Below are 19,613 nucleotides of genomic sequence, written 5' to 3'. Positions count from 1 at the left end.
CACCGCCGCTTCCACAGTGGAAGATCGGCGGGACATCGACTGTCGGCAGGGTGTGCCACCCTGGGACGGGCACCAGCGGTCACCGGAGGTGAGGGCCACGCTACGACTACGCGCACTGGTCGCCGTCCCCGGCACCGGGCCGGTGACCCTCGACGTCCCGTCCGGTGAAACGGTCGCCCTGGTCGCGCCGCAGCGGGTCGGCACCGCCGTGGCCCGGGTGCTGGCCGGGCTCGCCGCCCCGGTCACCGGGCGGATCCTGGTCGGTGACCGGGACGTCACGGCCCTCGCGCCGCCGCGCCGGCAGATCGGCTACGTGCCCGCCGGCGGGGCGCTGCTGCCGCAGCTCACCGTGCGCCGCAACATCGAGTACGGCCAGCGCAAACGCGAGCGGGTGCACGAGGTGGCCGACGACTGGACGGCCACCGTGGTGGACCGGCTGGAGCTGGCGCCGACGCTGGATCTGCTGCCCCACCTGCTCTCCGACGCCCAGCGCTTCCGGGTGGCACTGGCCCGCGCGGCGGTCTGCCTGCCCGAGGTGCTCGTGATCGACCTGCCCGTCGACCCGTCCGGCGGCAGCCGCCTCGCCGACCTGCTGCCCCGACTGGCGCCTCCGGACGCGCCGGGGGTGGCCGTGCTCGTCTGCACCGCCGACCCGGCCACGCTCGCCGAGATCCCCCGCCACCACGAGCTGGTCACCGAGCCCGACGAGGCGCTGCGGTGACGCCGGCCGGCCGCCTCACCCGGCGTACGCTGCTGCGCGCCGCAGCGGCCGGCGCGGCGGCGACCGCGGCCGGGTGTGCCGGCGGCAGCCCCTCGGTGCAGGTGGCAGTGGTGTGGAGCGGCAGCGAGCTGGACCGCTTCCGGGAGGTCGTGGCCACCTATCCGCACCCGGTGCGCGTGGTCAGCGCCGGCAACGACATCGACGCGTTCCTGCGCGCCCGTCACCTCGCGGGCACCTCGCCGGACGTGGCGATCCTGTCGCGCCCCGGCCTGGTGACGGAGTACGCCGCGCGGGGCTGGCTACGCCCGGTGCGACCCTCGACCGAGTACGCGGTGCCCATCGGGCTCAGCGACCTGTTGATGGCCGGCGGGCAGCGCTACGGCGTCTGGGTCAAGGCCGCGCACAAGTCACTGGTCTGGCACCTGCCCTCGATGCTGCCCGAGCAGCCGACCAGCTGGGACGGGCTGGTCTCGCTGACCCGCCGCCTCGGCGCGCTCGCCCGGCACGGCGCCGGCCCGGCGCCGCTGGCGATCGGCGCGGCGGACGGCTGGGTGCTCACCGACTGGTTCGAGAACGTGCTGGCCGACCTCGCGCCGACCGCCTACGACGCCCTCGCCGGGCCGGACGCCGACTGGCAGGGCCGGCCGGTGCGCGACACCCTGGACCGGCTCGCCGAGCTGTGGAGCATCGACGGCGCCTTCCCCGGCGGCGGCCGACGCGCGCTGCTCACCCAGTACGAGGAGTCGGTGATCCAGGTGGTGCGCTCCCGACGCGCGGTGATGGTCTTCGAGGCCGACTTCACCGCCGAGGTGGTCGGCCGGTTCCGGCGCGGCCCGGAGGAGCCCGTCACGTTCCGGTTCCCGAGCGCCGGCACGGGCGGCGGCGCGTTGATCGTGGGCGGGGACGTGGCGGTGGTGTTCGCCGACGCCCGGGGCGGGGTGGAGCTGGTCGAGTGGCTGACCCGGGCCGACTCGTTCCAGCCCTGGCTGCGCGCCGGCGGCTACCTGTCGCCGAACACCACCATCGCGCTCACCGACTACGCCGACCCGGTCCGTCGCCAGCTGGCCCGCGAGATGCGCGGCCCCGACACCCTGCACTTCGACCTCTCCGACCAACTGCCCGGTCCGTTCACCGGCTCCGACGGGGTGGGCATCTGGCGGATCATGCAGGACTTCTTCGCCGACGTCACCGACGGTGTCTCCGCCGGTGAGGCGGTTCGCCGGGCCACCGGGCAGCTCGCGGCGGCGGCCCGCGACGCGGGCGGTGGCCGATGAGCCAGGTCAAGGTGCTCGGCGAGCTGGCGGTGCTCGACGACGTGGGCCCGCCCCGGCGTGGCCGGGCCTACCCGGCGGCCGGGGCGACCTCCGCGCTGCTGCTGCCGGCCGCGCTGCTGCTCGGCGCGCTGGTGCTGTGGCCGGTGCTGCGCACGCTGCACGCCAGCGTCACCACCGACGGTCGCTGGGTCGGCGCGGAGCACTTCCGCGCGGCGCTCGCCGCGCCCGGCACCGGCGCGGTGGTCGGCCGGACGGTGCTGTGGGCGGTGCTGGTGCCGGCGGTGGTGACGGCGCTTGGCTACCTGTTCGCCGTGGCGTCCCGCCGCTGGAAGGAGGGCGGGCTGGTCCGCCTGATCCTGCTGGTGCCGGTGGCGTTGCCGCTTGTCGTCACCGGGGTGACCTTCCGCCTCATGTACGACCCCGACCCGACCCGCGGCCTGGCCACCCTGCTCGCGGCACGGCTGACCGGCCGCGCCGACGACAACGCGCCGCAACTGCTCGGGCCGGGCCTGGTCACGGTGGCGCTGATGTCGGCGTTCGTCTGGGCCTGGGTGGGTCTGGCCGTGCTGGTCTTCCGGGCCGCACTGGACCGGCTGCCACCGAGCCTCGCCGACGCGGTCCGCGCCTACGGCGGCGGTCGACGACACGTCCTGTGGGACGCGCAGTGGCGACCGCTGCTGCTGCGTACCGTCGCGGTGGTCTTCGCGCTGGTGGCGCTCGGCACCAGCCGGACCTTCGACCTGATCCTCGTCATGACGCCCGGGTCGGTCCGCGACGACGCGGCGGTGCTCGCGTTGCGGGTCTGGCAGACCTCGGGTGGCACCACCACCGGGCAGGGCGCCGCGCTCGGCGTCGTCTGGCTCGTGGCGGTGGCCGCCGGGATGCTGGTGGCGGCGTTCTTCGTCCGCCAGGCGTGGCCGCCACCCCGCGTCGAGGCGACACCCGGGCCCGCACCGACGACCCCGCCGCCGCGACGACTGTTCCGGCTGCTCGCCGCGGGCGGCGCGGTGGCCTGGCTGATCCCGCTCGTCGTGCTCGTGGCGACCTCCGCGCACGGGCAGGTGGACGCCGCCGCGCGCGGCTGGTGGTCGGCTCCGCCCGGGACGGGCTCCTACGCGGCGCTGCTCGGTGGCGGCGAGCTGTGGCGGGCGCTGGGCTTCACGCTGCTGTTGGCGACCGTCGTGACCGCCACGGTGCTGGTCGTCGCGCTGCTGGCCGCGTACCCGCTGGCGTGGCTGACCGGGCCGGCCGCGCAGGCGACCGGGCTGCTGCTGATGGCCGCCACCGTCGTCCCGGTGCAGGTGATCGCCGGGCCGGTCAACGAGGTGCTGGGCGTGGTGCTCTCCTCCGGCACCGCCCGCGGGCTGGCCCTGGTGCACGTGGCGCTGGGGGTGCCGTTCGCGGTGCTGGTGCTGCGCAACGCGTTCGCGGACCTGCCGGCCGAGCAGGTGCGGGGCGCCCGGCTCGGCGGTCGGCGCTGGTGGGGCACCCTGCACCGGCTGGCCCGGCACAACCTGCCGGCCGTGATCGCCGTCTCCGTGCTGGAGTTCGTCCAGGTCTGGAACGACCTGGCGGTGGGCCTGCTGTTCAGCGGGCCGGAGGCCACCCCACTCGGGCTGTTCCTGGCCGGGCAGAGCCGCGGCTTCGTGTCCAACAGCGGCGTCCTGGCCGCCGGGTCGGTGCTCGCCTCGGTGCTTCCGGTGGTGCTGATGGTGCTCGCCCGACGGCAGCTCGTCGCCGGGCTGGTCTCCGGGGGCGTCCGGTGACCGGCCCCACCGGTCCCGGCCGGGCGCCGCGCTGGCCGGTGCTCGTGACGATCGGCACGCTGCTCAGCGGGGTGTTCGGCAACCTGGCCAGCAACCTGCTGTCCGAGTTCGCGGCAAGTGTGCTCGGCCCGGCCAGCATCGTGGTCGCGGTCGTGGGCGGCGTCGGTTTCGTGGTGTTCGAGCTGCGCCGACGACGTGCCGTCCGCCAGACCGGCCCGGAGCCCACCGACGTCGTCACCACACCGCCTACCGACGTGCCCACCCTGCCGTACACGGCCGGGTTCGCGGGCCGGGAGGAGCACGTCCAGGCGGTGCTCGACCTGCTCGCCCGCGAGCACGCGGTGGCGGTGCTGGGCCGGCGGGCGGTGGGCACGTCCGCCTGCGCCGTCCAGGCGGCGAACCTGTGCCGGGAGGACTTCCCGGACGGGCAGTACCATTTCGACCTGCGCCGTGGCGGTCGTCCCCGCTCCGCACGGCAGGTGCTCACCGCGCTGGCGGGCGTCCTGGGCACCGCCCCACCGACGTCGGGCCGCCCGGACGCCCTCGCGGCCGCCGCCGCCGCGCTGCGCCGCAAGCTCGACGGTCGCAAGATCCTGCTGGTGCTGGACAACGTCGACCGTCCCGAGCAGGTCCGCGCGCTGCTGCCGCCGACCGCCCGCACCTGCCGGCTGCTGCTGGCCGGCGGCCCCGCCCTCAGCGGCCTCGGCGGCGTGGTGGAGCACTGGATCGCCGAGCCCGGCCCGGACGAGGCGGTCGAGCTGTTCGCGGCGGCCGGTGGGGCCGCGCCCGCCGCCCGGATCCGCCGCGCCGACCCACGCACCGACCCGGCGGTACGCGAGATCGTCGACCTGTGCGGACGGCAGCCCCGCACCGTGCGGGCGCTCGGCTACCGCACCGCCCAGCACGGCTGGCGGCACTCCGACGTTCTGGACGCGCTGCGCCGGGCGGTGCGCACCCCGCCGCACCAGCGCGTCGCCGTGTCGCCGGCGGCCCAACTCGTCACCGAACGGGACACCGCGTACCGGGCGCTGACCCGCGAGGCGCGTCGGCTGTACCGGCTGATGTCGCTGACCCCCGCCCCGGTGGACCGGCCGACCATCGCCGCGCTGGCCCGCCGCCACCCCGAGCGGGTGACCGGGCTTCTCGACCAGCTGGCCGCCGCCGCGTTCGTGGTCGGCGCGAGCGGCGACCGGTACGAGGTCCGCCCGCTGCTCGCCGCGAACGCCCGGCTGCACCTGCGCGACGCCGAGCCGGCCCGCTCCCGGGTCGCCGCGCAGGCCCGACTGACCCGGCACCTGGCCCGGCGGGCCGAACGACACGCGGCCAACCTGGCCGTGCTCGGCTCCCCACCGGACCGGGAGTGGTCGCTGCCACTCGACGACGACCCGTACGGCTGGTTCGACCTGCACCAGGAGCTGCTGCTGGCGGTGGTCCGGGTGCCGGCCGGAGCGGCCGAGACGCTGCCCCGACGGGTCCGCAGGTGGTGGTTCCGGTTGGCCGTGGCGCTGTGCGGATGGCTCGCGCACGTCGAGCGACTCGACGAGTGGGAGCAGGTCTGCCGCACGGTCCTGGCCACTCCGACCGCCGACGACCGGCCGGAGATCGCCGGGTGGGCGCACAACGAGCTGGGGGTGCTGCGCCGGCGCCGGCACGACCCGCAGGGCGCGGCTGCCGCGCTCACCCTCGCCGTGGCCGAGCGCGGCCGGCGGGGCACCGCCCAGGCACGGATGAACCTGGGCCTGGCCCTGCTCGATCTGGGGCAGCTCGACGACGCGGTGGAGCACCTGGAGCTGTCCCGCCGGCACCGCTCGTCGGCGGACCGCTCCGGGCATGCCCTCACCGACCTGGGCCTGGGCGCGGCGCAACTGGCCCGGGGTGAGTTGGACACCGCGCACCACCACCTGGTCAGGGCGGCGAACACGTTCCGGTCGGTGGGTGACGCGCGCGGCTACGCCGCGGCGCTGACCAACCTGGTGCTGGTGCACGCGACCCTCGGCGAGCACCTGGACGCGGCGCAGGCGTGGCGGGCCGCGCTGCGCGAATACGAGTCCGTCAACGACCCGACCAGCCGCGCCGCGGCGCTGCTCAACGCCGGGGCGACGCTGCTGACCAGCACGCCGGGGCAGGCGCGGGCGGCGTACGAGCTGCTGGCCGAGAGCCGGCGGCTGCGGGCGGAGACCCGGCCGACAGCGGGGCTGGGCCGCACCCTGCTGTACCTGGGCGACGCCGCCGCCGCGCTGGGCGACGGGGCCGAGGCGCGGCGGCTCTGGGCGGACGCGGCGACGGTGGCCGAGGAGGTCGACGACGACCGGGCGCTGGCCGCCGCGGACGGCCGCCTGGAGCAGGACGTCGACGTGACGCAAGCCGGCTCCTGAGCGGCTCGTCCCGCCGCGCCGACGTGATGTCCATCGCTCGCGTTGGTCGGTGGCACGGGTCTGGGAGAGTGTGTGACCGTGGACGCTCTCTCGGTGCGGGGACTCAGCCGCAACTTCGGCAACCTGGTCGTGCTCGACGACGTGAGCTTCACGGTGGCGCCGGGTCGGATCGCGGTGGTGCTGGGCCCCAACGGCAGCGGCAAGACCACCCTGCTGCGGTGTGTGGTGGGCGCCGACCGGCCGGACGCGGGTGAGGTGCGGGTGCACGGGTACCGGGCCGACGAGACCGACCCGCAGGTGCGTGCCCTGGTCGCGGCCGCCCTGGACGACATCGACTTCTTTCCCGACCTGTCGGTTGTCGAGCACCTGGAGCTGGTCGCGTACGCCCACGGGGGCAGCGCCGAGCCGGTCGAGGAGGTGCTCGCCGAGCTGGGCCTGGAACCGGCCCGCGACCAGCTGCCGGTGACCCTGTCCAGTGGGCAGCGCCGCCGGCTGGCGCTGGCGTCGTGCTTCGTGCGCCCCCGCCGGGTGCTGATCCTGGACGAGCCGGAGCAGCGGTTGGACGTGCGCGGCCGGCAGTGGCTGGCCGATCGGCTGCGCCGGGAACGGGACGCCGGCACCGCAGTGCTGCTGGCCTCGCACGACCCGGAGCTGATCGACGCGGTGGTCGACGAGCGGATCGAGATCGGTCGGTGAGCGCCCCGCCGGCCACGCTCGCCCAGACACCCGCCGGGCTGCCCACCGCCCGACAGGTGCGTACGCACCTGCGCCGGGCCCGCCGCCGCCACCACGAGCACTCGCTCGGCGACGTGCTGGGCGACGCGTACGTCATCGTGCTCTTCGTGGGCATGTACGGCTGGTTCGCGGTCAGCGCCAGCCGCGACGTGCTGGTCTCCCCCACCGTGGGCCGGGCCGACGCGGGGGTGCGCTGGTGGCTGGCGGTCGCCGCGCTGCTGGCCGGCGCGGGGCTCGCCTGGCGGGGTCTGCGCGCGCTCGGCCCGTTGCTGGTCACCCCGGCCACCCAGAGCTGGGTGACCAGCGCTCCGGTGGACCGGCGGGCCTGGCTGGCGCCGCGCCTGGGCGTCCTGCTGGCGGGAGCGGCGGCCGGCACGGCGCTGCTCGCGGTGGCCGTGGCCGTGCTGGGCGGTGTCACCCAGCTGGGTGCGGTGGGCTGGGCCGCGGCGGCCGGCGCCGGGTGGGGCGCCGCCGCGCTCGCCCTGAGCGTCGTCGCCCAGAGCAGTCGGGCCGGCCGCCGCTGGCCGACGGTGGTCGGGGCGACGCCGATGGTGACGGCCGCCGTCGTCGCCACTCTCGTGGTGATCGCCGGTCGCCTCGGCGACGAACTGCCCCGGCCGGCGGCGCTGCCGACCGGCGCGCTTGTCGCTGTCGGGGTGCCCCTCGCGGTCCTGGGCACGGTTCTCGCCGTACGCGCGCTGCCCCGGGTGGACCGGGCCACGCTGACGACCGGCGCGCAGTTCGCCAACGCCGCCGCGACGGCCACGATCCTGCTCGACCCGAGCATGCTCACCAGCCTGGTGGAGAGCCGGCGGTGGCGGCGCATCGGCCGGGTCCGCAGCCGCCGTTTCCTGCCCGGCCCGGCCTGGTGGGCGCTGCTGCAGGCCGACGTACGCCGACTGCGGCGCCACCCCAGCGCCCTGCTGATCTGGGCCGGGCTGATCGGCGTCCAGTACGCTGCCGCGCTCGCCCTGCCCGGGCTCGCCGGCGCCACCCAGGTGGTGTTCGCCTACTTCGCCACCGACCGGCTCACCGGGGGCCTGCGCGCGGTCAGTCGGTCACCCGGGCTGCGCCGGGCGCTCGGTGGCAGCGACGCGGCGCTGCGCGGTATCCACGTGGTGGTGCCGGCGGTCGGCGCGGGCCTGTGGTGGCTGCTGACCCTGCCGAGTCTGCCGACCCTCGACGCCGGCCCGGCCTGGCTGGCGCCGACGCTTGCGGTCGGGGTGGTGGCCGCCGCCTGGCGGGCCGGCACCCGCCCGCCGATCAACTACGGCGGCGCGACTGTCAACACGCCGTTCGGGATGGTCCCGGTCGACCTGCTGCGCCAGGGCTCACGCGGGCCGGCGCTGCTGGCCGTGCTCGTGCTCGTGCAGCTCTTCCTGGGCTGAGCGAGCCGGCCGATTCGTCGGCGCCAGCGCGGCGGCGACGGCGGCGACGGCGGCGACGCCCTCGTCGATCTCCGTCGCCGTCCGGGCCGCGTAGCCGAGCACGAGGCCGGGCCGGTGGGGCCGTTGGCAGTGCCACGACAGGGGCTGCACCTTCACCCCGCGCGCCAGTGTCGCCGCCGCCAGTTCCGTGTCCGCCACGGCGGCGTCGTCCAGGGTGATCGTCAGGTGCAGTCCGGCCGCGGCGCCGTGCACGGTGGCGGTGGGCAGGTGCCGGGCCAGGGCGGTGATCATCGCGTCCCGGCGGCGGGTGTGCCGGCGGCGCAGCAGCCGCAGGTGCCGTTCCAGCGCGCCGGAGGTCATCAGCTCCGCCAGGACCAGCTGCGGCAGCACCGCGTTGCCCAGGTCGGCGTTGCGTTTGGCGGCCACCACCGCGGCGCGCAGTCGCTGCGGCACGAGCAGCCAGCCGACCCGCAGCGCCGGGGCGAGCAGTTTGGACACGCTTCCGGCGTAGCAGACCTGCTCGGGCAGCAGCCCCCGCAGCGCCGGCACCGGGGGCCGGTCGTAGCGGTGCTCGGCGTCGTAGTCGTCCTCGATGATCAGACCGCCGGCCCGTGCCCAGTCCAGGAGTTGGCGACGCCGGTCACCGTCGAGCACCACGCCGGTCGGAAACTGGTGCGCGGGCGTGAGCAACACCGCGGGCAGGCCGCTGGCGACCAGCTCGTCGACCCGCAGCCCGGCGTCGTCCACGCGGACCGGCGGGGTGACGACCTGCCAGTTGTTCAGGTGCTGCCGTACGCCGAGCGAACCGGGCTCCTCGACCGCGATGTGATCGATGCCGGCCGGGCGGAGCGCCTGGGCCAGGAGCCCGACCGCCTGCGACACCCCGGCCACGATGATCACGTCGACGGGGTCGACGGTGATGCCCCGGTTGCGGGCCAGCCAGGCGGCGACGGCCCCGCGCAGCGCGGGCGCCCCGCACGGGTCGCCGTACCCGAGGTCCGCCGCGGCGACACGGCCGAGCACGGCGCGTTCCGACCGCAGCCAGTCCGCGCGGGGAAAGGCGGTCAGGTCGGGTACGCCGGGGGTCAGGTCGATCGTCGCGCGGGCCGCGCGTACCGCGTCGAAGATGTCGCTGCCGGGCGTCGGCGGGAAGAGCACAGCCGGTTCCGCCGGCGCGGCCGGGGCGGGGGGCGGCGCGGGCGGCGCTCCCGGGGCGCCGACGACCAACGTCCCGGCCCGGCCCCGGCCGGCGAGGTGCCCCTCCTCGGTGAGCCGCTGGTACGCCTCGGTGACCACGCCCCGGGAGACGCCGAGGTCGGCGGCGAGCACCCGGGTGGCGGGGAGCCGGGCGCCGATCGGCACCCGCCCCTCGGCGATCGCCTGGCGCAGCCGGCCGGCGAGCCAGTCGGCACGCCCGCCGGGGGGCGCGTCGGCGACGGTGAGGTGCAGAAAATCCGAGCCGGCCGTTATGGACCTCTCGGAGTCGTTCGGTTTGGCCCTGCTCACCGGTCCATCTTGGCAGGAGAGTGGGTCGCAGACACCCCGCCCGACTCCACCGGAGGACGACCGTGAGCATCCCCTTTCTGATCACCGCCCTGATCGTGGTGATCACCCCCGGCACCGGGGTGTTCTTCACCCTCTCCGCCGGACTGTCCCGGGGCGCCCGGGCGGGCGTGCTGGCCGCGTTCGCCTGCACGCTGGGCGTGGTGCCACACCTGCTGGCGGCGTTGACCGGGCTGGCGGCGCTGTTGCAGGCGAGCGCCACGGCGTTCGAGGCCGTCCGGTACCTGGGCGTCGGCTACCTGCTCTACCTGGGCTGGTCGACGATCCGCGACCGCAGCGCCTTCGCGGCGACGAGCGAGCGCCCACCCCGCTCGGCGGCCCGGGTGATCGTCTCCGGTGTGCTGGTCAACCTGCTCAACCCGAAGCCGACGCTGTTCTTCGTCGCGTTCCTGCCGCAGTTCGTGGACACCACCGCCCCGGGCTCGGCCCGGGCGATGCTCGCCTGCGGCGTGGTGTTCATGCTGCTCACCTTCGTGGTGTTCAGCGGCTACGGCGTCTTCGCCGCCCGCCTGCGGGACCGGGTGCTGACCCGCCCCCGCGTCACCGACTGGCTGCGCCGGTCCGTCGCCGGCACGTTCGTCGCGCTCGGCGTGACGCTCGCCCTCACCGAACGATAGGAAGTCCCATGCAGTTCGAGCACTCGGCGCAGCTTCGCGCCGCACATCCCGACCTGATCGCCGGTGTGGTGCACGTCGCCGACGGGATCACCGCCGACGCCGACCGGACGGGGAGCACGGCCGACCACCTCGCCGAGGCCCGACGGCGGTTGACCGCTGACGGCAGCGAGAGCGGGTTCCCGGAGATCCAGGCGTGGCGGCGAGCGTACGCGGCCATGGGCTTACGACCTACCAGGTACCGGTGCGCGGCCGAAGCCCTGCTGCGCCGGCTCCGTCTGGACGGCGAACTGCCCCGCGTGCACCCGCTGGTCGATCTCTGCAACGCCGTCTCGGCGGCCTACGCCATCCCCGTTGCCGTTCTCGACCTGGACCGGGTCGACGGCGACCTGGTGGTCCGGCCGGCGCACGGCGACGAGACGTACCTGAGTTTCGCCGGCGACACCGAGCACCCCGACCCGGGCGAGGTCACCTTCGTCGACTCGGTCGGGCGGGCGCACGCCCGGCGATGGACGAACCGGCAGAGCGGATGGTCCGCCGTACGGGCGGGCACCTCGTCGGTGCTGATCGTCGCCGAGGCGCTGCACCAGGGCGCCGAGCCGGCCGTGACCCGGCTGGTCGACACCCTGGTGGCGGAGCTGACCGACGGGTGGTCCGTCCCGGCGACAGCCGCGGTGCTCACCGCCGCCGCGCCCCGCTTCGGCGCCCCGGCGGCCACCACCCTCAGCCGTCCAGCCGGCGGACCATGTTCATGATGGACTCCACCTGCGCGCCGCCCTTGATCGGGAAGTTGGTCGCGCCCAGGTAGCCCCACCAGTCCCAGCAGCCGTTCGGGTTGCTCAGGGCCGTGCCCGCCTGCGGGTAGAGCACGACCAGGTTGTTGGTGTCCGCGTACTGGTTGAGGTTGGCCCGGTCGACGAAAGCCGTGCCCACCGACCCGTACCCCTGGGCGCAGCCGTGCAGGGCGACAAGCAGCCGGCACGACTGCCCGGCGGCGCAGGCCGACGGGACGTAGGCGAAGCCGTTGGCGTCCATGCTCAGCCCGTTGGCCCAGCCGTTGACCGCGAAGGTGTTCTGGTCGAAGCGCACGAGCCGGCCACCGAGAGCCGCGGGATTTGGCGCGTTCACCCCGCCGAGCAGCTTGCGCAGCAGGGCGTTCTGGGGGTCGGTGCCGCAGTCGTTGAGGAACGGCGAGGCGGTGGCCGTACACCCGGACGTGCCGTACGGCGTGACCCACGAGTGACCGGCGGCCGAGCCGCTGTCGTACTGCACGCTGGCCCCGAAGTGCTGGTAGTAGCGGACCAGGTCGTCGGTGACGGACTTCTTGACGGAGGTGTCGTTGGCGCCGTGGAACACGTACACCGGGTCGCCGGAGAGGTTGCCGACCGGGTCGACCCAGCCGTACGTCGCCCAGGTCCTGGTGTACGTCTGCAGGGCGGACACGTTCGTCGGGTACAGGTTGTCACCGCAGCCGTAGAGCGCCTGGGCGACGGTGTTCTGCGAGCAGTAGTACGGGCCCGCCGCGAAGACGGCAGCGCCCCGGATCCGGGACGAGTAGGCGACGTGCAGCTGGGTCGCCATGTAGCCACCGGAGGACACGCCGGCGACGTACACCCCGGAGATGTTGTAGGTGCCCAACGACCCGGAGACGGGCGATGTGGTGGCGGGGGTGGCGGCCTGGGCGGGGGCCGCGATGGTCAGGATCAGCAGCAGGACGGCGGTCACGGCGGTGGCGGTTCGGCGCGGTGGGGTCATGAACGTTCTCCTCGGCAGCGCCGTCGGGGGCGTCGGCGTGCGCCGAAGCTACCGTGACGCAGGCCACACCCGACATGAGCCCGACCGACACGCTCGTCGATGTCGGTGTGTGCCCCGACCACCCACGACGGTCCCGGTGACGCGCCCGACGAGGTTCCCACTGCTGCGACGACGCGGTCGCTCAGGCGGTGTCGCCCGGGGCGAGGTGGCGGTAGCCGGGGATGGTCTCGGCGAACCAGCCGGCGACGCTGGCCAGACCACGGTCGTTGAGCTGCGCGTCGTGGATCGGGTACGTGACGGCGGCGCCCACCGCGCGGGCGAAGCGGATCGCCTCGTCCAGGCGCAGCCACGACCCCTGGGCGGGAACGAGCAGGGTGTGCACCGGCTCGTCCGGCACGTGCACCGAGTCGCCCGGGTGGTAGAGCCCGTCGCCGATCAGGTAGCCGAGGTTGGGGCAGTCCGGCTGGCCCTCGTGGATGGCGGCGTGCCGGCCACCGTGCGCGCTGACGGTGATGCCGGCGGCGGTGAAGCGTTGCCCCGCGCGTACCCGCGTCACCGGCAGCGGGGCGAGGTCGGGCAGCCGGGCGCCCTCCGGGGCGTACACCGGGACGCCCAGCCCGGCCAGGCGCAGCACGTCCACGTGGTCGGTGTGTTCGTGGGTGACCAGGACGGCGTCCGCGCCGGCGAGCGCGCCCGGCTCGCTCCAGGTGCCCGGGTCGACGACCAGCACGCCGCCGTCGTGCTCGACGCGGACGCAGGAGTGCGTGTATCGGGTGATCCGCATCCGGCGACGGTACGCCGCGCCCGGTCGGGGTACTGCGCAGCAATGCCCCAGCGATACGACAACTACCCGAGGATCGCCGTGGTCACCGGCGCGGACTCCGGCATCGGCAAGGCCAGCGCGGTAGCCCTGGCCGAGGCCGGCTTCGACATCGGCATCACCTGGTACGGCGACCCCGACGGCGCCGAACGGACCGCGACCGAGGTCCGCGCCACCGGGCGGCGGTGCGAGGTCGCCGAGGTGGACTTCACCCGCCTGCCGGACGCGGCGGCGGTGATCGACGAGTTGGCCGACCGGCTCGGCGGCATCGGGGTGCTGGTCAACAACGCCGGTACTGGCGCTTCGACGCCGTTCGTCGACACCGGCTGGGACCAGTGGCGCGAGGTGCTCGCCGTGGACCTCGACGCGCCCTTTCTGTGCGCGCAGCGGGCCGCGCGACGGATGCGGGCCGTCGGCGCCGGCGGACGGATCATCAACATCACCAGCGTGCACGAGCACGCGCCGCGGGTGGGTTCCGCCGCGTACTGCGCCGCGAAGGGCGGCCTGGGACTGCTGACCCGGGTGATGGCCCAGGAGTTGGCCGCCGACGGGATCACCGTCAACGCCGTCGCGCCGGGCGAGATCGCCACGCCGATGACCGGTCAGGAGGACGTCGACCCGTTCACCCAGGACCGGCCCGGCGTGCCGGTGGGACGGCCCGGCGACGCCCGGGAGGTGGCGGCAGTGGTCGCACTGCTGGCCTCGCCTGCCGCCAGCTACGTCACCGGGGCGTCCTGGCCCGTCGATGGTGGCATGCTGCTGATGGGTCCGCAGGCCAACGCGCTCGCCAGCGACGACTGGCGTCGGGTCTGAGTGCCCTCAGGCCGTGCGTCCCGCCGACGTCCAAAGGATGTACGCGAACTGGGCCGCGAACGCCGCCAGCGCGACCGCCACCCCCGCGACGACCATCAGCCAGTGCCAGCGCCCGACCATGCCGAGCAGCAGGGCGACGCCCGACCCGACGAGCGCCGCGTTGACCGCGCCCACGAGCGCCGCCGTGGTGAGCAGGAACTCCCAGCGCCCCGGCCGGGTGCCCACCATCGTCCAGGCCGCCTGCGCAGTGTCCTCGGAGACCACCGCGTCGGCGAAGAAGTCGTGCTCGCTGGCCAGACGATGGTGGTAGTAGGCGCGGATGCGCTGAATCCGCTTCAGGTCCAGCGAGTTCTCCACGGTGGTCTCCACCAGCCGCAGGAAGGTCAGGATCCCGATGATCACCAGGATGGGCAACACCGCGCCCAGGTAGGGCCGGACCACCTTGTCGTTGCCGGCGGCGAAGCCGAGGCCGATCAGGGCCGCCGACAGCACGGACAGGAAGATGGTGGCGCGTCCGGTGGCCTCGTCGATCGTGCCGGAGCGGGACGTCTGTAGGGCGTAGTGCTCGGTGCTGAGGACGCTCAGCAGCGCCTTCTCGCGTTCCGCGTCGTCCACACCGTCACCTTCCGCGCTCGCCCGACCCCGTTACCGTCACCATAAGAGCGGTTCGGGCGGCCGGGTCGGCGAACGCGTCGGTCGCGAACAGGACAGCGAGCGGCAAAGCCGGCACGTATCCTCCGCATCTCGATGATCGGTGGGCCAGGACGGAAAGGGGACCGGATGCCCGAGTGGGCTGGTCGGGGTAACCGTGGCGGCCGGCAACGACGTGCGTTCGGCGTCGGCGGCGCGCTACTCGGGATCGCCCTCGTGATGCTGCTGGCCGCCTGGCGCAGCAGCGGCTTCCTCAGCGACCTGCTGCTCAACATCGGCTCCAGCGTGGTGCTCGCGGCCATCTCGTACGTCATCTTCGACCCGCTGTTCGAGGAGGCCCGCAGGGCGCGTGTGCAGGAGCACCTGAGCTTCGACCAGCACGCCTTCGTGGCCCGGCTGTACCGCTCCGGACGCCGGGTGCGGATCCTGGACACCTGGACGATCCTGCTGGAGGACACGCAGCGCGAGGAGGCGCTGCGGGGGATGCGGGCGGCGCTCGCCAACGGCGCGCAGGTGCAGTTGCTCCTGCTGGACCCGGACTGCACGGCCGCGCAGCAGCGCTCGGAGGAGTTGGAACGGCAGCGGGTGGACGTGCCGCGCCAGATCCGCACCAACCTGCGCCACCTGGCGCTGTTCCAGGACTCGCTCGACGCCCGACTGCGGCACCGGTTGCAGGTTCGGCTCTACGACGCGTCCCCGTCCATCCAGCTCTACCAGTGGGACAGCCGGGCGCTGATCTCGTTCTTCCCGATCGGGAAGCTGTCGTTCAACGTGCCCCAGCTCGAGGTGGACATGGACAGCCCCTGGGGCGGGTTCGTGCACGCCCGGTTCGAGGAGCTGTGGGAGCACGAGCAGGCAACCGTCAACCTGGAGCGGTACTGGTCGGTCGCCGTCACGCTGCGCCACGACGACTCCGACGTGGTCGAGGTGCAGGTGCCCTACGTGAGCGTGGACGGGCAGCACTACGTCGACTGCGGAGTGTTCAAGGTGACCGGGCCGCTGACCGTGCGGGCCGTGCTGCCACCACGCGCGCCGGGCGGCGCCCCGGGCGTGTTCGCCCTGGCCGAGCCGGTCGACGGGGACCGGACGCCGGCCGCCACCGTACGCCGGCACTTCGACCAGAAGTACGGCGGCGGCGACGGGCAGCGGGAGATCCGCCGGCTGGTGCCGCCGCCGGATGGTTCGCGTACCCCCGCTCCCCGCTCCGCGGCGGCCGGCGACGCGCACGGACGGTGACCCCCGACCCGCTGGGTCGGGCCGAGGCGCGGGACAATGGGGTCGCCGCCTCGATCGCCAGGAGGACCGTTCCCCCGTGTCGACAGATCCCGCGCCGCCGTCGCCGCCGTCGCATCTGCGTGCCGACTGCGCGCGCTGTTTCGGGTTGTGCTGCGTGGTTCCCGCCTTCGCCGCGTCGGCCGACTTCGCCATCGACAAGCCGGCCGGACGGCCCTGCCCGAACCTGCGCCCGGATCACCGCTGCGGCATCCACACCGAGCTGCGGGAGCGGGGGTTCGCCGGCTGCACGGTCTTCGACTGCTTCGGGGCCGGGCAGCAGGTCGCCCAGGTCACCTTCGGTGGACGGGACTGGCGCGACGCCCCGGAGACACTGCCCGCGATGGCCGAGGCGTTCACGGTGCTGCGTCCGCTGCACGAACTGCTCTGGTATCTCGGCGAGGCGGTGTCGCTGCGCCCACCGGCCGCGCTGCGCGCCGAGCTGGATCGCGCCCGCGCCGAGATCGCCGCGCTCGCCGACGGTGACCCGGCGCGGCTGCGCGGCGTTGACGTCGACGCGCACCGGGCCCGCGTCAACCCGCTCCTGTCGCGGGCCAGTGACGCGGCCCGCTCCCCCGGCGGGCTCGATCGGCGGGGCGCGCAGCTCCTCGGTGCGGACCTGCGCCGGACGGACCTGCGCCGGGCCAACCTGCGCGGCGCGCTGCTGGTCGGCGCCGACCTGCGCGGCGTCGACCTGAGTCTGGCCGACGTCACGGGCGCCGACCTGCGCGGGGCCGACCTGCGCGGCGCGGACCTGCGCGCCACCCTGTTCCTGCACCAGGCCCAGCTGGACGCCGCCCGGGGTGACGTCCGCACCGCAGTGCCGGCGACGCTGGCCCGGCCGGCGCACTGGACGGCGCTGGCGCTCACGCCGGTGCGCCGCCCCGCACGGGCCGCCGCCCCGACCCGCCGGGGCCGCCGCCGCTGACGGCGGGTGCGGCGAGCCGCGCGTACGCGGGCACCGCCACCTCCGGCCGGCCCCTCACCCGCCGGCGGTCCCTCACCCGTCGGCGGTCCCTGCGCCCGCCGGAACCGCTCGCCGGGAGGGAGCCGTTCACCGGGACGGCTGCTGCCGCCGGGAGAGGTTTCGGGGTGATGACGCCGGGTAGCCACGGCCGACTCGGACCGGTATCGACGGGGGGCACGGCGTGGGCTTCCGAAAGCGCGACGGCGAGCTGCCGGGCGACCCGCAGCACAGCGAGGACGAGGCCGGCCAGGTGCCGTTGGTGCAGGTCGAGGCGGACACCGAAGTCCCGCCGCCGGCCGATACCGACGTGCCACCGGACATCGTCACCGAGGACAACAGCTCGGGGATGACCGGCGGCTCCTCCGGCAGCAGCGGCGGCGGGTCGAGCATGCCGGGGCACCCCGACGCGACCCGCCGATCCGGGCGGACGACCTAGCGGCTCGCCAGCGCCGCCCGCGCCTCGGTCATGCCCTTGTTGGCCAGACCGTCGGCGCGCTCGTTCTCCGGGTGACCGTTGTGCCCCTTCACCCACAGCCAGGTGACCTCGTGCCGCTCGCAGGCCGCCTCCAGCCGCTGCCACAGGTCGGCGTTCTTGACCGGCTGCTTCGCGGCCGTGCGCCAGCCGTTGCGCTTCCACGACGCCAGCCAGCTCGTGATGCCGTTGCGCACGTAGGTGCTGTCGGTGTGCAGCTCGACGGTGACCGGCCGGTTCAGGCTCTCCAGGGCCTGGATGGCAGCCATCAGCTCCATCCGGTTGTTGGTCGTCGGGGTGGCCTCGCCGCCGCACAGCTCCCGCTCGTGGTCGCCGTAGCGCAGCAGCGCGCCCCAGCCGCCCGGTCCGGGATTGCCGCTGCACGCCCCGTCGGTCCAGATCTGCACGCCCCTGCCGGCCGCCGCGTCCACCATGGCAGGCAACCTACCCGGCGGCGACCTCGCGCCGACCCGTCGGGGGCCGCCACGCCGGGCCGGAGGCGCTAGGGTCGGGCCGATGGACCGGCATGTCGCGTTCGATCGTCTGCACAACTTCCGCGACCTCGGTGGTCACCGCACCGACGACGGTCGAACGGTCCGCTGGGGCCTGCTCTACCGCTCGGACTCGCTGGGCAAGCTGGCGGGCGCCGACCTGGACCGGTTCCGCGCCCTCGGTGTCGGCACGGTGATCGACCTGCGGTATCCGTGGGAGATCGCCGCGCGGGGCCGGGCGCCGCAGATCGACGGGCTGACCTGGCACAACCTGAGCGTCGAGCACCGCCCCTACGACCAGGCGACGATCGACCCGACGGTCGACCCATGGCGCTATCTGGCCGACCGGTACGCAGAGGTCGCCGAGGACGGCGTCGCCGAGCTGCGTGAGGCGTTGGAGGTGATCGCCGCCACCGACTCGCCGCTGGTCTTCCACTGCGCGTCCGGCAAGGACCGCACCGGCCTGCTGGCCGCGCTGCTGCTGGCCCTGCTGGGCGTCGACGAGGAGCAGATCGCCGCCGACTTCGCGCGTACCGAGCTGGCCACCGAGCGCCTCATCGCTGACTGGCGGGCCCTGAACCCCGACCGTGAGCTGATCTGGCCCGGTTACGGTCGCGCCCCCGAGGCCGTCATCCGGCACTTCCTGGCCGACCTGACCGCAGCGTACGGGTCGGCGGTCGGCTACGCCACCGACCGGCTCGGCGTGGACGAGTCGTTGACCGCTCGGCTGCGGGGACGGCTGCTCACCGAGTGAGGGAGGACTCGCCGCCGGCTGATAATCCTGCGCGCGATCGCCGCCTGGTCTGCCAGAGTCGACGACCGTGGACGGGAACTGGGACGGCCTGCGGGCCGACGTACGGCAGATGATCGACGAGCTGATCGCCAGCGGACGGGAAGCCGGGGTGCAGGTCGCCGCGTACCTCGACGGTAGGCCGATCGTGACGGTGCAGGCCGGGGTCGCCGACCGGGACACCGGCCGGGAGCTGGGGGCCGACACCCCGATCTGGAGCGCGTCGACCGGCAAGGTCCTCACCTCGACAGTGGTGCACGTGCTGGCCGAGCGCGGCGAACTGGACTACGACCTGCGGATCGCCGACGTGTGGCCGGAGTTCGCCCGGCACGGCAAGGATCGGGTCACCCTGCGGCACGCGCTCACCCACACCGCCGGCGTGCCGGCCCTGCCCGCCGACGTGACGCCGGAGGACTTCACCGACTGGGACCGGATGTGCGCCCTCCTGGCCGACGCGGAGCCGATCGCGCCGGCCGGTGAGGTGAAGGCGTACCACGCGTGGACCTTCGGTTGGCTGGTCGGTGAGGTGGTCCGCCGGGTGACCGGCCGGCGCATCTCCCAGGTGCTCGCCGAGGACGTGGCCGGGCCGCTCGGCGTGGCCGACGAGCTGTACCTCGGTGTTCCGGCGGCCGAGCTGGGCCGGCTGGCCCGTGTCGAGGACCGCAACATGGCGGCGCTGTTCGACTACGCGAGCGCCAACCTGCCGAACTTCGACCGGGTCGCCCCGTCCGGCGTGCGGCCGGGTGCGCAGATCGGCAGCCGCGCCGACGTCCTGGCGGCCGACGTGCCGGCCACCGGCACCATGACCGCTCGGGCGGCGGCGCGGATGCTCGCGGCGCTGATCGGCGAGGTGGACGGCGTCCGGTTGATCTCGCCGGCCCGGATGCGGGAGGCGGCGACGCTCGACGGGCCGCCCGGACCGGAGTGGGTGTTCGGGCAGGAGACGACCTGGGGCCTCGGGTACGCGGTGGACGGCGACGGTTCGTTCGGCGCGGCCGGCAGCGGCGGCAGCCTCGCGTACGCGTACCCGGAGCTGGGGTTGACGATCGCGGCGACGAAGACGCTGCTGGCCGCCGGTGACGGTGACCCGATGGAGGACGTGCGCGTGCTGATCCGCGACCGGGTGGCCGCGAGTCGCTGACCGCC

At 74.8% G+C, this 19,613-nt stretch carries 19 protein-coding genes; 14 read left to right on the top strand and 5 right to left on the bottom strand.

Annotation, left to right across the window (positions count from 1 at the left end; all coding sequences use genetic code 11):
• Positions 1-88: 88 nt before the first annotated feature.
• The 6 genes from AB0B39_RS22565 to AB0B39_RS22540 all read left to right on the top strand — a co-directional run bounded on the left by AB0B39_RS22565 (position 89) and on the right by AB0B39_RS22540 (position 8,259).
• A complete protein-coding gene (locus tag AB0B39_RS22565) occupies positions 89-721 on the top strand; it encodes an ATP-binding cassette domain-containing protein (protein WP_357489962.1) in 633 nt (210 codons plus the stop codon).
• On the top strand, positions 718-1,995 hold the full coding sequence (locus AB0B39_RS22560; protein WP_357575281.1) for an extracellular solute-binding protein: 1,278 nt from the start codon (positions 718-720) through the stop codon (positions 1,993-1,995). The genes AB0B39_RS22565 and AB0B39_RS22560 overlap by 4 nt, the downstream gene beginning before the upstream one ends.
• Positions 1,992-3,761, top strand: coding sequence for an ABC transporter permease subunit (locus tag AB0B39_RS22555; protein WP_357489958.1), 1,770 nt, complete (start codon positions 1,992-1,994; stop codon positions 3,759-3,761). The genes AB0B39_RS22560 and AB0B39_RS22555 overlap by 4 nt, the downstream gene beginning before the upstream one ends.
• On the top strand, positions 3,758-6,136 hold the full coding sequence (locus tag AB0B39_RS22550) for a tetratricopeptide repeat protein (protein WP_357575280.1): 2,379 nt from the start codon (positions 3,758-3,760) through the stop codon (positions 6,134-6,136). Before AB0B39_RS22555 ends, AB0B39_RS22550 begins: the two co-directional genes overlap by 4 nt.
• Before the next feature lie 72 nt (positions 6,137-6,208).
• The gene (locus AB0B39_RS22545; protein ID WP_357575279.1) at positions 6,209-6,832 is read left to right on the top strand and encodes an ABC transporter ATP-binding protein; all 624 of its coding nucleotides are present in this window, start codon (positions 6,209-6,211) and stop codon (positions 6,830-6,832) included.
• Entirely contained in the window at positions 6,829-8,259 is a 1,431-nt protein-coding gene (locus tag AB0B39_RS22540) for a DUF6297 family protein (RefSeq protein ID WP_357575278.1), read from the top strand. Before AB0B39_RS22545 ends, AB0B39_RS22540 begins: the two co-directional genes overlap by 4 nt.
• Here AB0B39_RS22540 and AB0B39_RS22535 read toward each other — a convergent pair.
• A complete protein-coding gene (locus tag AB0B39_RS22535) occupies positions 8,203-9,765 on the bottom strand; it encodes a PLP-dependent aminotransferase family protein (RefSeq protein ID WP_357575277.1) in 1,563 nt (520 codons plus the stop codon). The genes AB0B39_RS22540 and AB0B39_RS22535 overlap by 57 nt on opposite strands.
• Before the next feature lie 62 nt (positions 9,766-9,827).
• On the opposite strand from AB0B39_RS22535, the gene AB0B39_RS22530 reads away from it, so the two are divergent.
• A complete protein-coding gene (locus AB0B39_RS22530) occupies positions 9,828-10,439 on the top strand; it encodes a LysE family translocator (protein ID WP_234591506.1) in 612 nt (203 codons plus the stop codon).
• Between the two features lie 8 nt (positions 10,440-10,447).
• Positions 10,448-11,191: a phenylalanine--tRNA ligase beta subunit-related protein gene (locus tag AB0B39_RS22525; protein ID WP_357489946.1), complete on the top strand. Its 744-nt coding sequence runs from the start codon at positions 10,448-10,450 to the stop codon at positions 11,189-11,191.
• On the opposite strand, the gene AB0B39_RS22520 is transcribed toward AB0B39_RS22525, so the two are convergent.
• Positions 11,160-12,191: a PHB depolymerase family esterase gene (locus AB0B39_RS22520; protein WP_234591504.1), complete on the bottom strand. Its 1,032-nt coding sequence runs from the start codon at positions 12,189-12,191 to the stop codon at positions 11,160-11,162. The genes AB0B39_RS22525 and AB0B39_RS22520 overlap by 32 nt on opposite strands.
• A gap of 181 nt (positions 12,192-12,372) precedes the next feature.
• Complete coding sequence (locus AB0B39_RS22515; protein WP_357575276.1) at positions 12,373-12,975, bottom strand: MBL fold metallo-hydrolase; 603 nt, start codon at positions 12,973-12,975, stop codon at positions 12,373-12,375.
• Positions 12,976-13,017: 42 nt separating this feature from the next.
• Between AB0B39_RS22515 and AB0B39_RS22510 the strand changes: the two genes are divergently transcribed.
• Positions 13,018-13,824: an SDR family oxidoreductase gene (locus tag AB0B39_RS22510; RefSeq protein WP_357575275.1), complete on the top strand. Its 807-nt coding sequence runs from the start codon at positions 13,018-13,020 to the stop codon at positions 13,822-13,824.
• A 6-nt stretch (positions 13,825-13,830) separates the two neighbouring features.
• Here AB0B39_RS22510 and AB0B39_RS22505 read toward each other — a convergent pair whose 3' ends face one another.
• Positions 13,831-14,439, bottom strand: coding sequence for a hypothetical protein (locus AB0B39_RS22505; protein ID WP_357489938.1), 609 nt, complete (start codon positions 14,437-14,439; stop codon positions 13,831-13,833).
• Between the two features lie 165 nt (positions 14,440-14,604).
• Between AB0B39_RS22505 and AB0B39_RS22500 the strand changes: the two genes are divergently transcribed.
• The 3 genes from AB0B39_RS22500 to AB0B39_RS22490 all read left to right on the top strand — a co-directional run bounded on the left by AB0B39_RS22500 (position 14,605) and on the right by AB0B39_RS22490 (position 17,150).
• Positions 14,605-15,711 (top strand): DUF5919 domain-containing protein, encoded by a 1,107-nt coding sequence (locus AB0B39_RS22500; RefSeq protein WP_357489936.1) that lies wholly within the window; start codon positions 14,605-14,607, stop codon positions 15,709-15,711.
• Between the two features lie 76 nt (positions 15,712-15,787).
• Positions 15,788-16,675 (top strand): pentapeptide repeat-containing protein, encoded by an 888-nt coding sequence (locus tag AB0B39_RS22495; protein ID WP_357575274.1) that lies wholly within the window; start codon positions 15,788-15,790, stop codon positions 16,673-16,675.
• Positions 16,676-16,895: 220 nt separating this feature from the next.
• Positions 16,896-17,150, top strand: a complete 255-nt coding sequence (locus AB0B39_RS22490) for a preprotein translocase YidC (RefSeq protein ID WP_234591488.1) — start codon at positions 16,896-16,898, stop codon at positions 17,148-17,150.
• On the opposite strand, the gene rnhA is transcribed toward AB0B39_RS22490, so the two are convergent.
• The gene (gene rnhA, locus AB0B39_RS22485; RefSeq protein ID WP_007459445.1) at positions 17,147-17,620 is read right to left on the bottom strand and encodes a ribonuclease HI; all 474 of its coding nucleotides are present in this window, start codon (positions 17,618-17,620) and stop codon (positions 17,147-17,149) included. The two genes, AB0B39_RS22490 and rnhA, sit on opposite strands and share 4 nt — an antisense overlap.
• Positions 17,621-17,702: 82 nt before the next feature.
• On the opposite strand from rnhA, the gene AB0B39_RS22480 reads away from it, so the two are divergent.
• Complete coding sequence (locus tag AB0B39_RS22480) at positions 17,703-18,431, top strand: tyrosine-protein phosphatase (RefSeq protein ID WP_357489931.1); 729 nt, start codon at positions 17,703-17,705, stop codon at positions 18,429-18,431.
• Positions 18,432-18,498: 67 nt separating this feature from the next.
• On the top strand, positions 18,499-19,608 hold the full coding sequence (locus tag AB0B39_RS22475) for a serine hydrolase domain-containing protein (RefSeq protein WP_357575273.1): 1,110 nt from the start codon (positions 18,499-18,501) through the stop codon (positions 19,606-19,608).
• Positions 19,609-19,613: the final 5 nt, after the last annotated feature.

The organism is Micromonospora sp. NPDC049114 (assembly GCF_040648635.1).
Lineage (GTDB): Bacteria > Actinomycetota > Actinomycetes > Mycobacteriales > Micromonosporaceae > Micromonospora.
The sequence above is the reverse complement of the archived record's forward strand: the minus strand, read 5'-3'. Positions and strand labels throughout refer to the sequence as shown.

Coding starts and splice junctions, on each gene's coding strand:
- AB0B39_RS22555 (WP_357489958.1), top strand. CDS start 1,992: ATGAGCCAGGTCAAGGTGCTCGGCGAGCTGGCGGTGCTCGACGACGTG.
- AB0B39_RS22525 (WP_357489946.1), top strand. CDS start 10,448: ATGCAGTTCGAGCACTCGGCGCAGCTTCGCGCCGCACATCCCGACCTG.
- AB0B39_RS22520 (WP_234591504.1), bottom strand. CDS start 12,191: ATGACCCCACCGCGCCGAACCGCCACCGCCGTGACCGCCGTCCTGCTG.
- AB0B39_RS22515 (WP_357575276.1), bottom strand. CDS start 12,975: ATGCGGATCACCCGATACACGCACTCCTGCGTCCGCGTCGAGCACGAC.
- AB0B39_RS22510 (WP_357575275.1), top strand. CDS start 13,018: ATGCCCCAGCGATACGACAACTACCCGAGGATCGCCGTGGTCACCGGC.
- AB0B39_RS22500 (WP_357489936.1), top strand. CDS start 14,605: ATGCCCGAGTGGGCTGGTCGGGGTAACCGTGGCGGCCGGCAACGACGT.
- rnhA (WP_007459445.1), bottom strand. CDS start 17,620: ATGGTGGACGCGGCGGCCGGCAGGGGCGTGCAGATCTGGACCGACGGG.
- AB0B39_RS22480 (WP_357489931.1), top strand. CDS start 17,703: ATGGACCGGCATGTCGCGTTCGATCGTCTGCACAACTTCCGCGACCTC.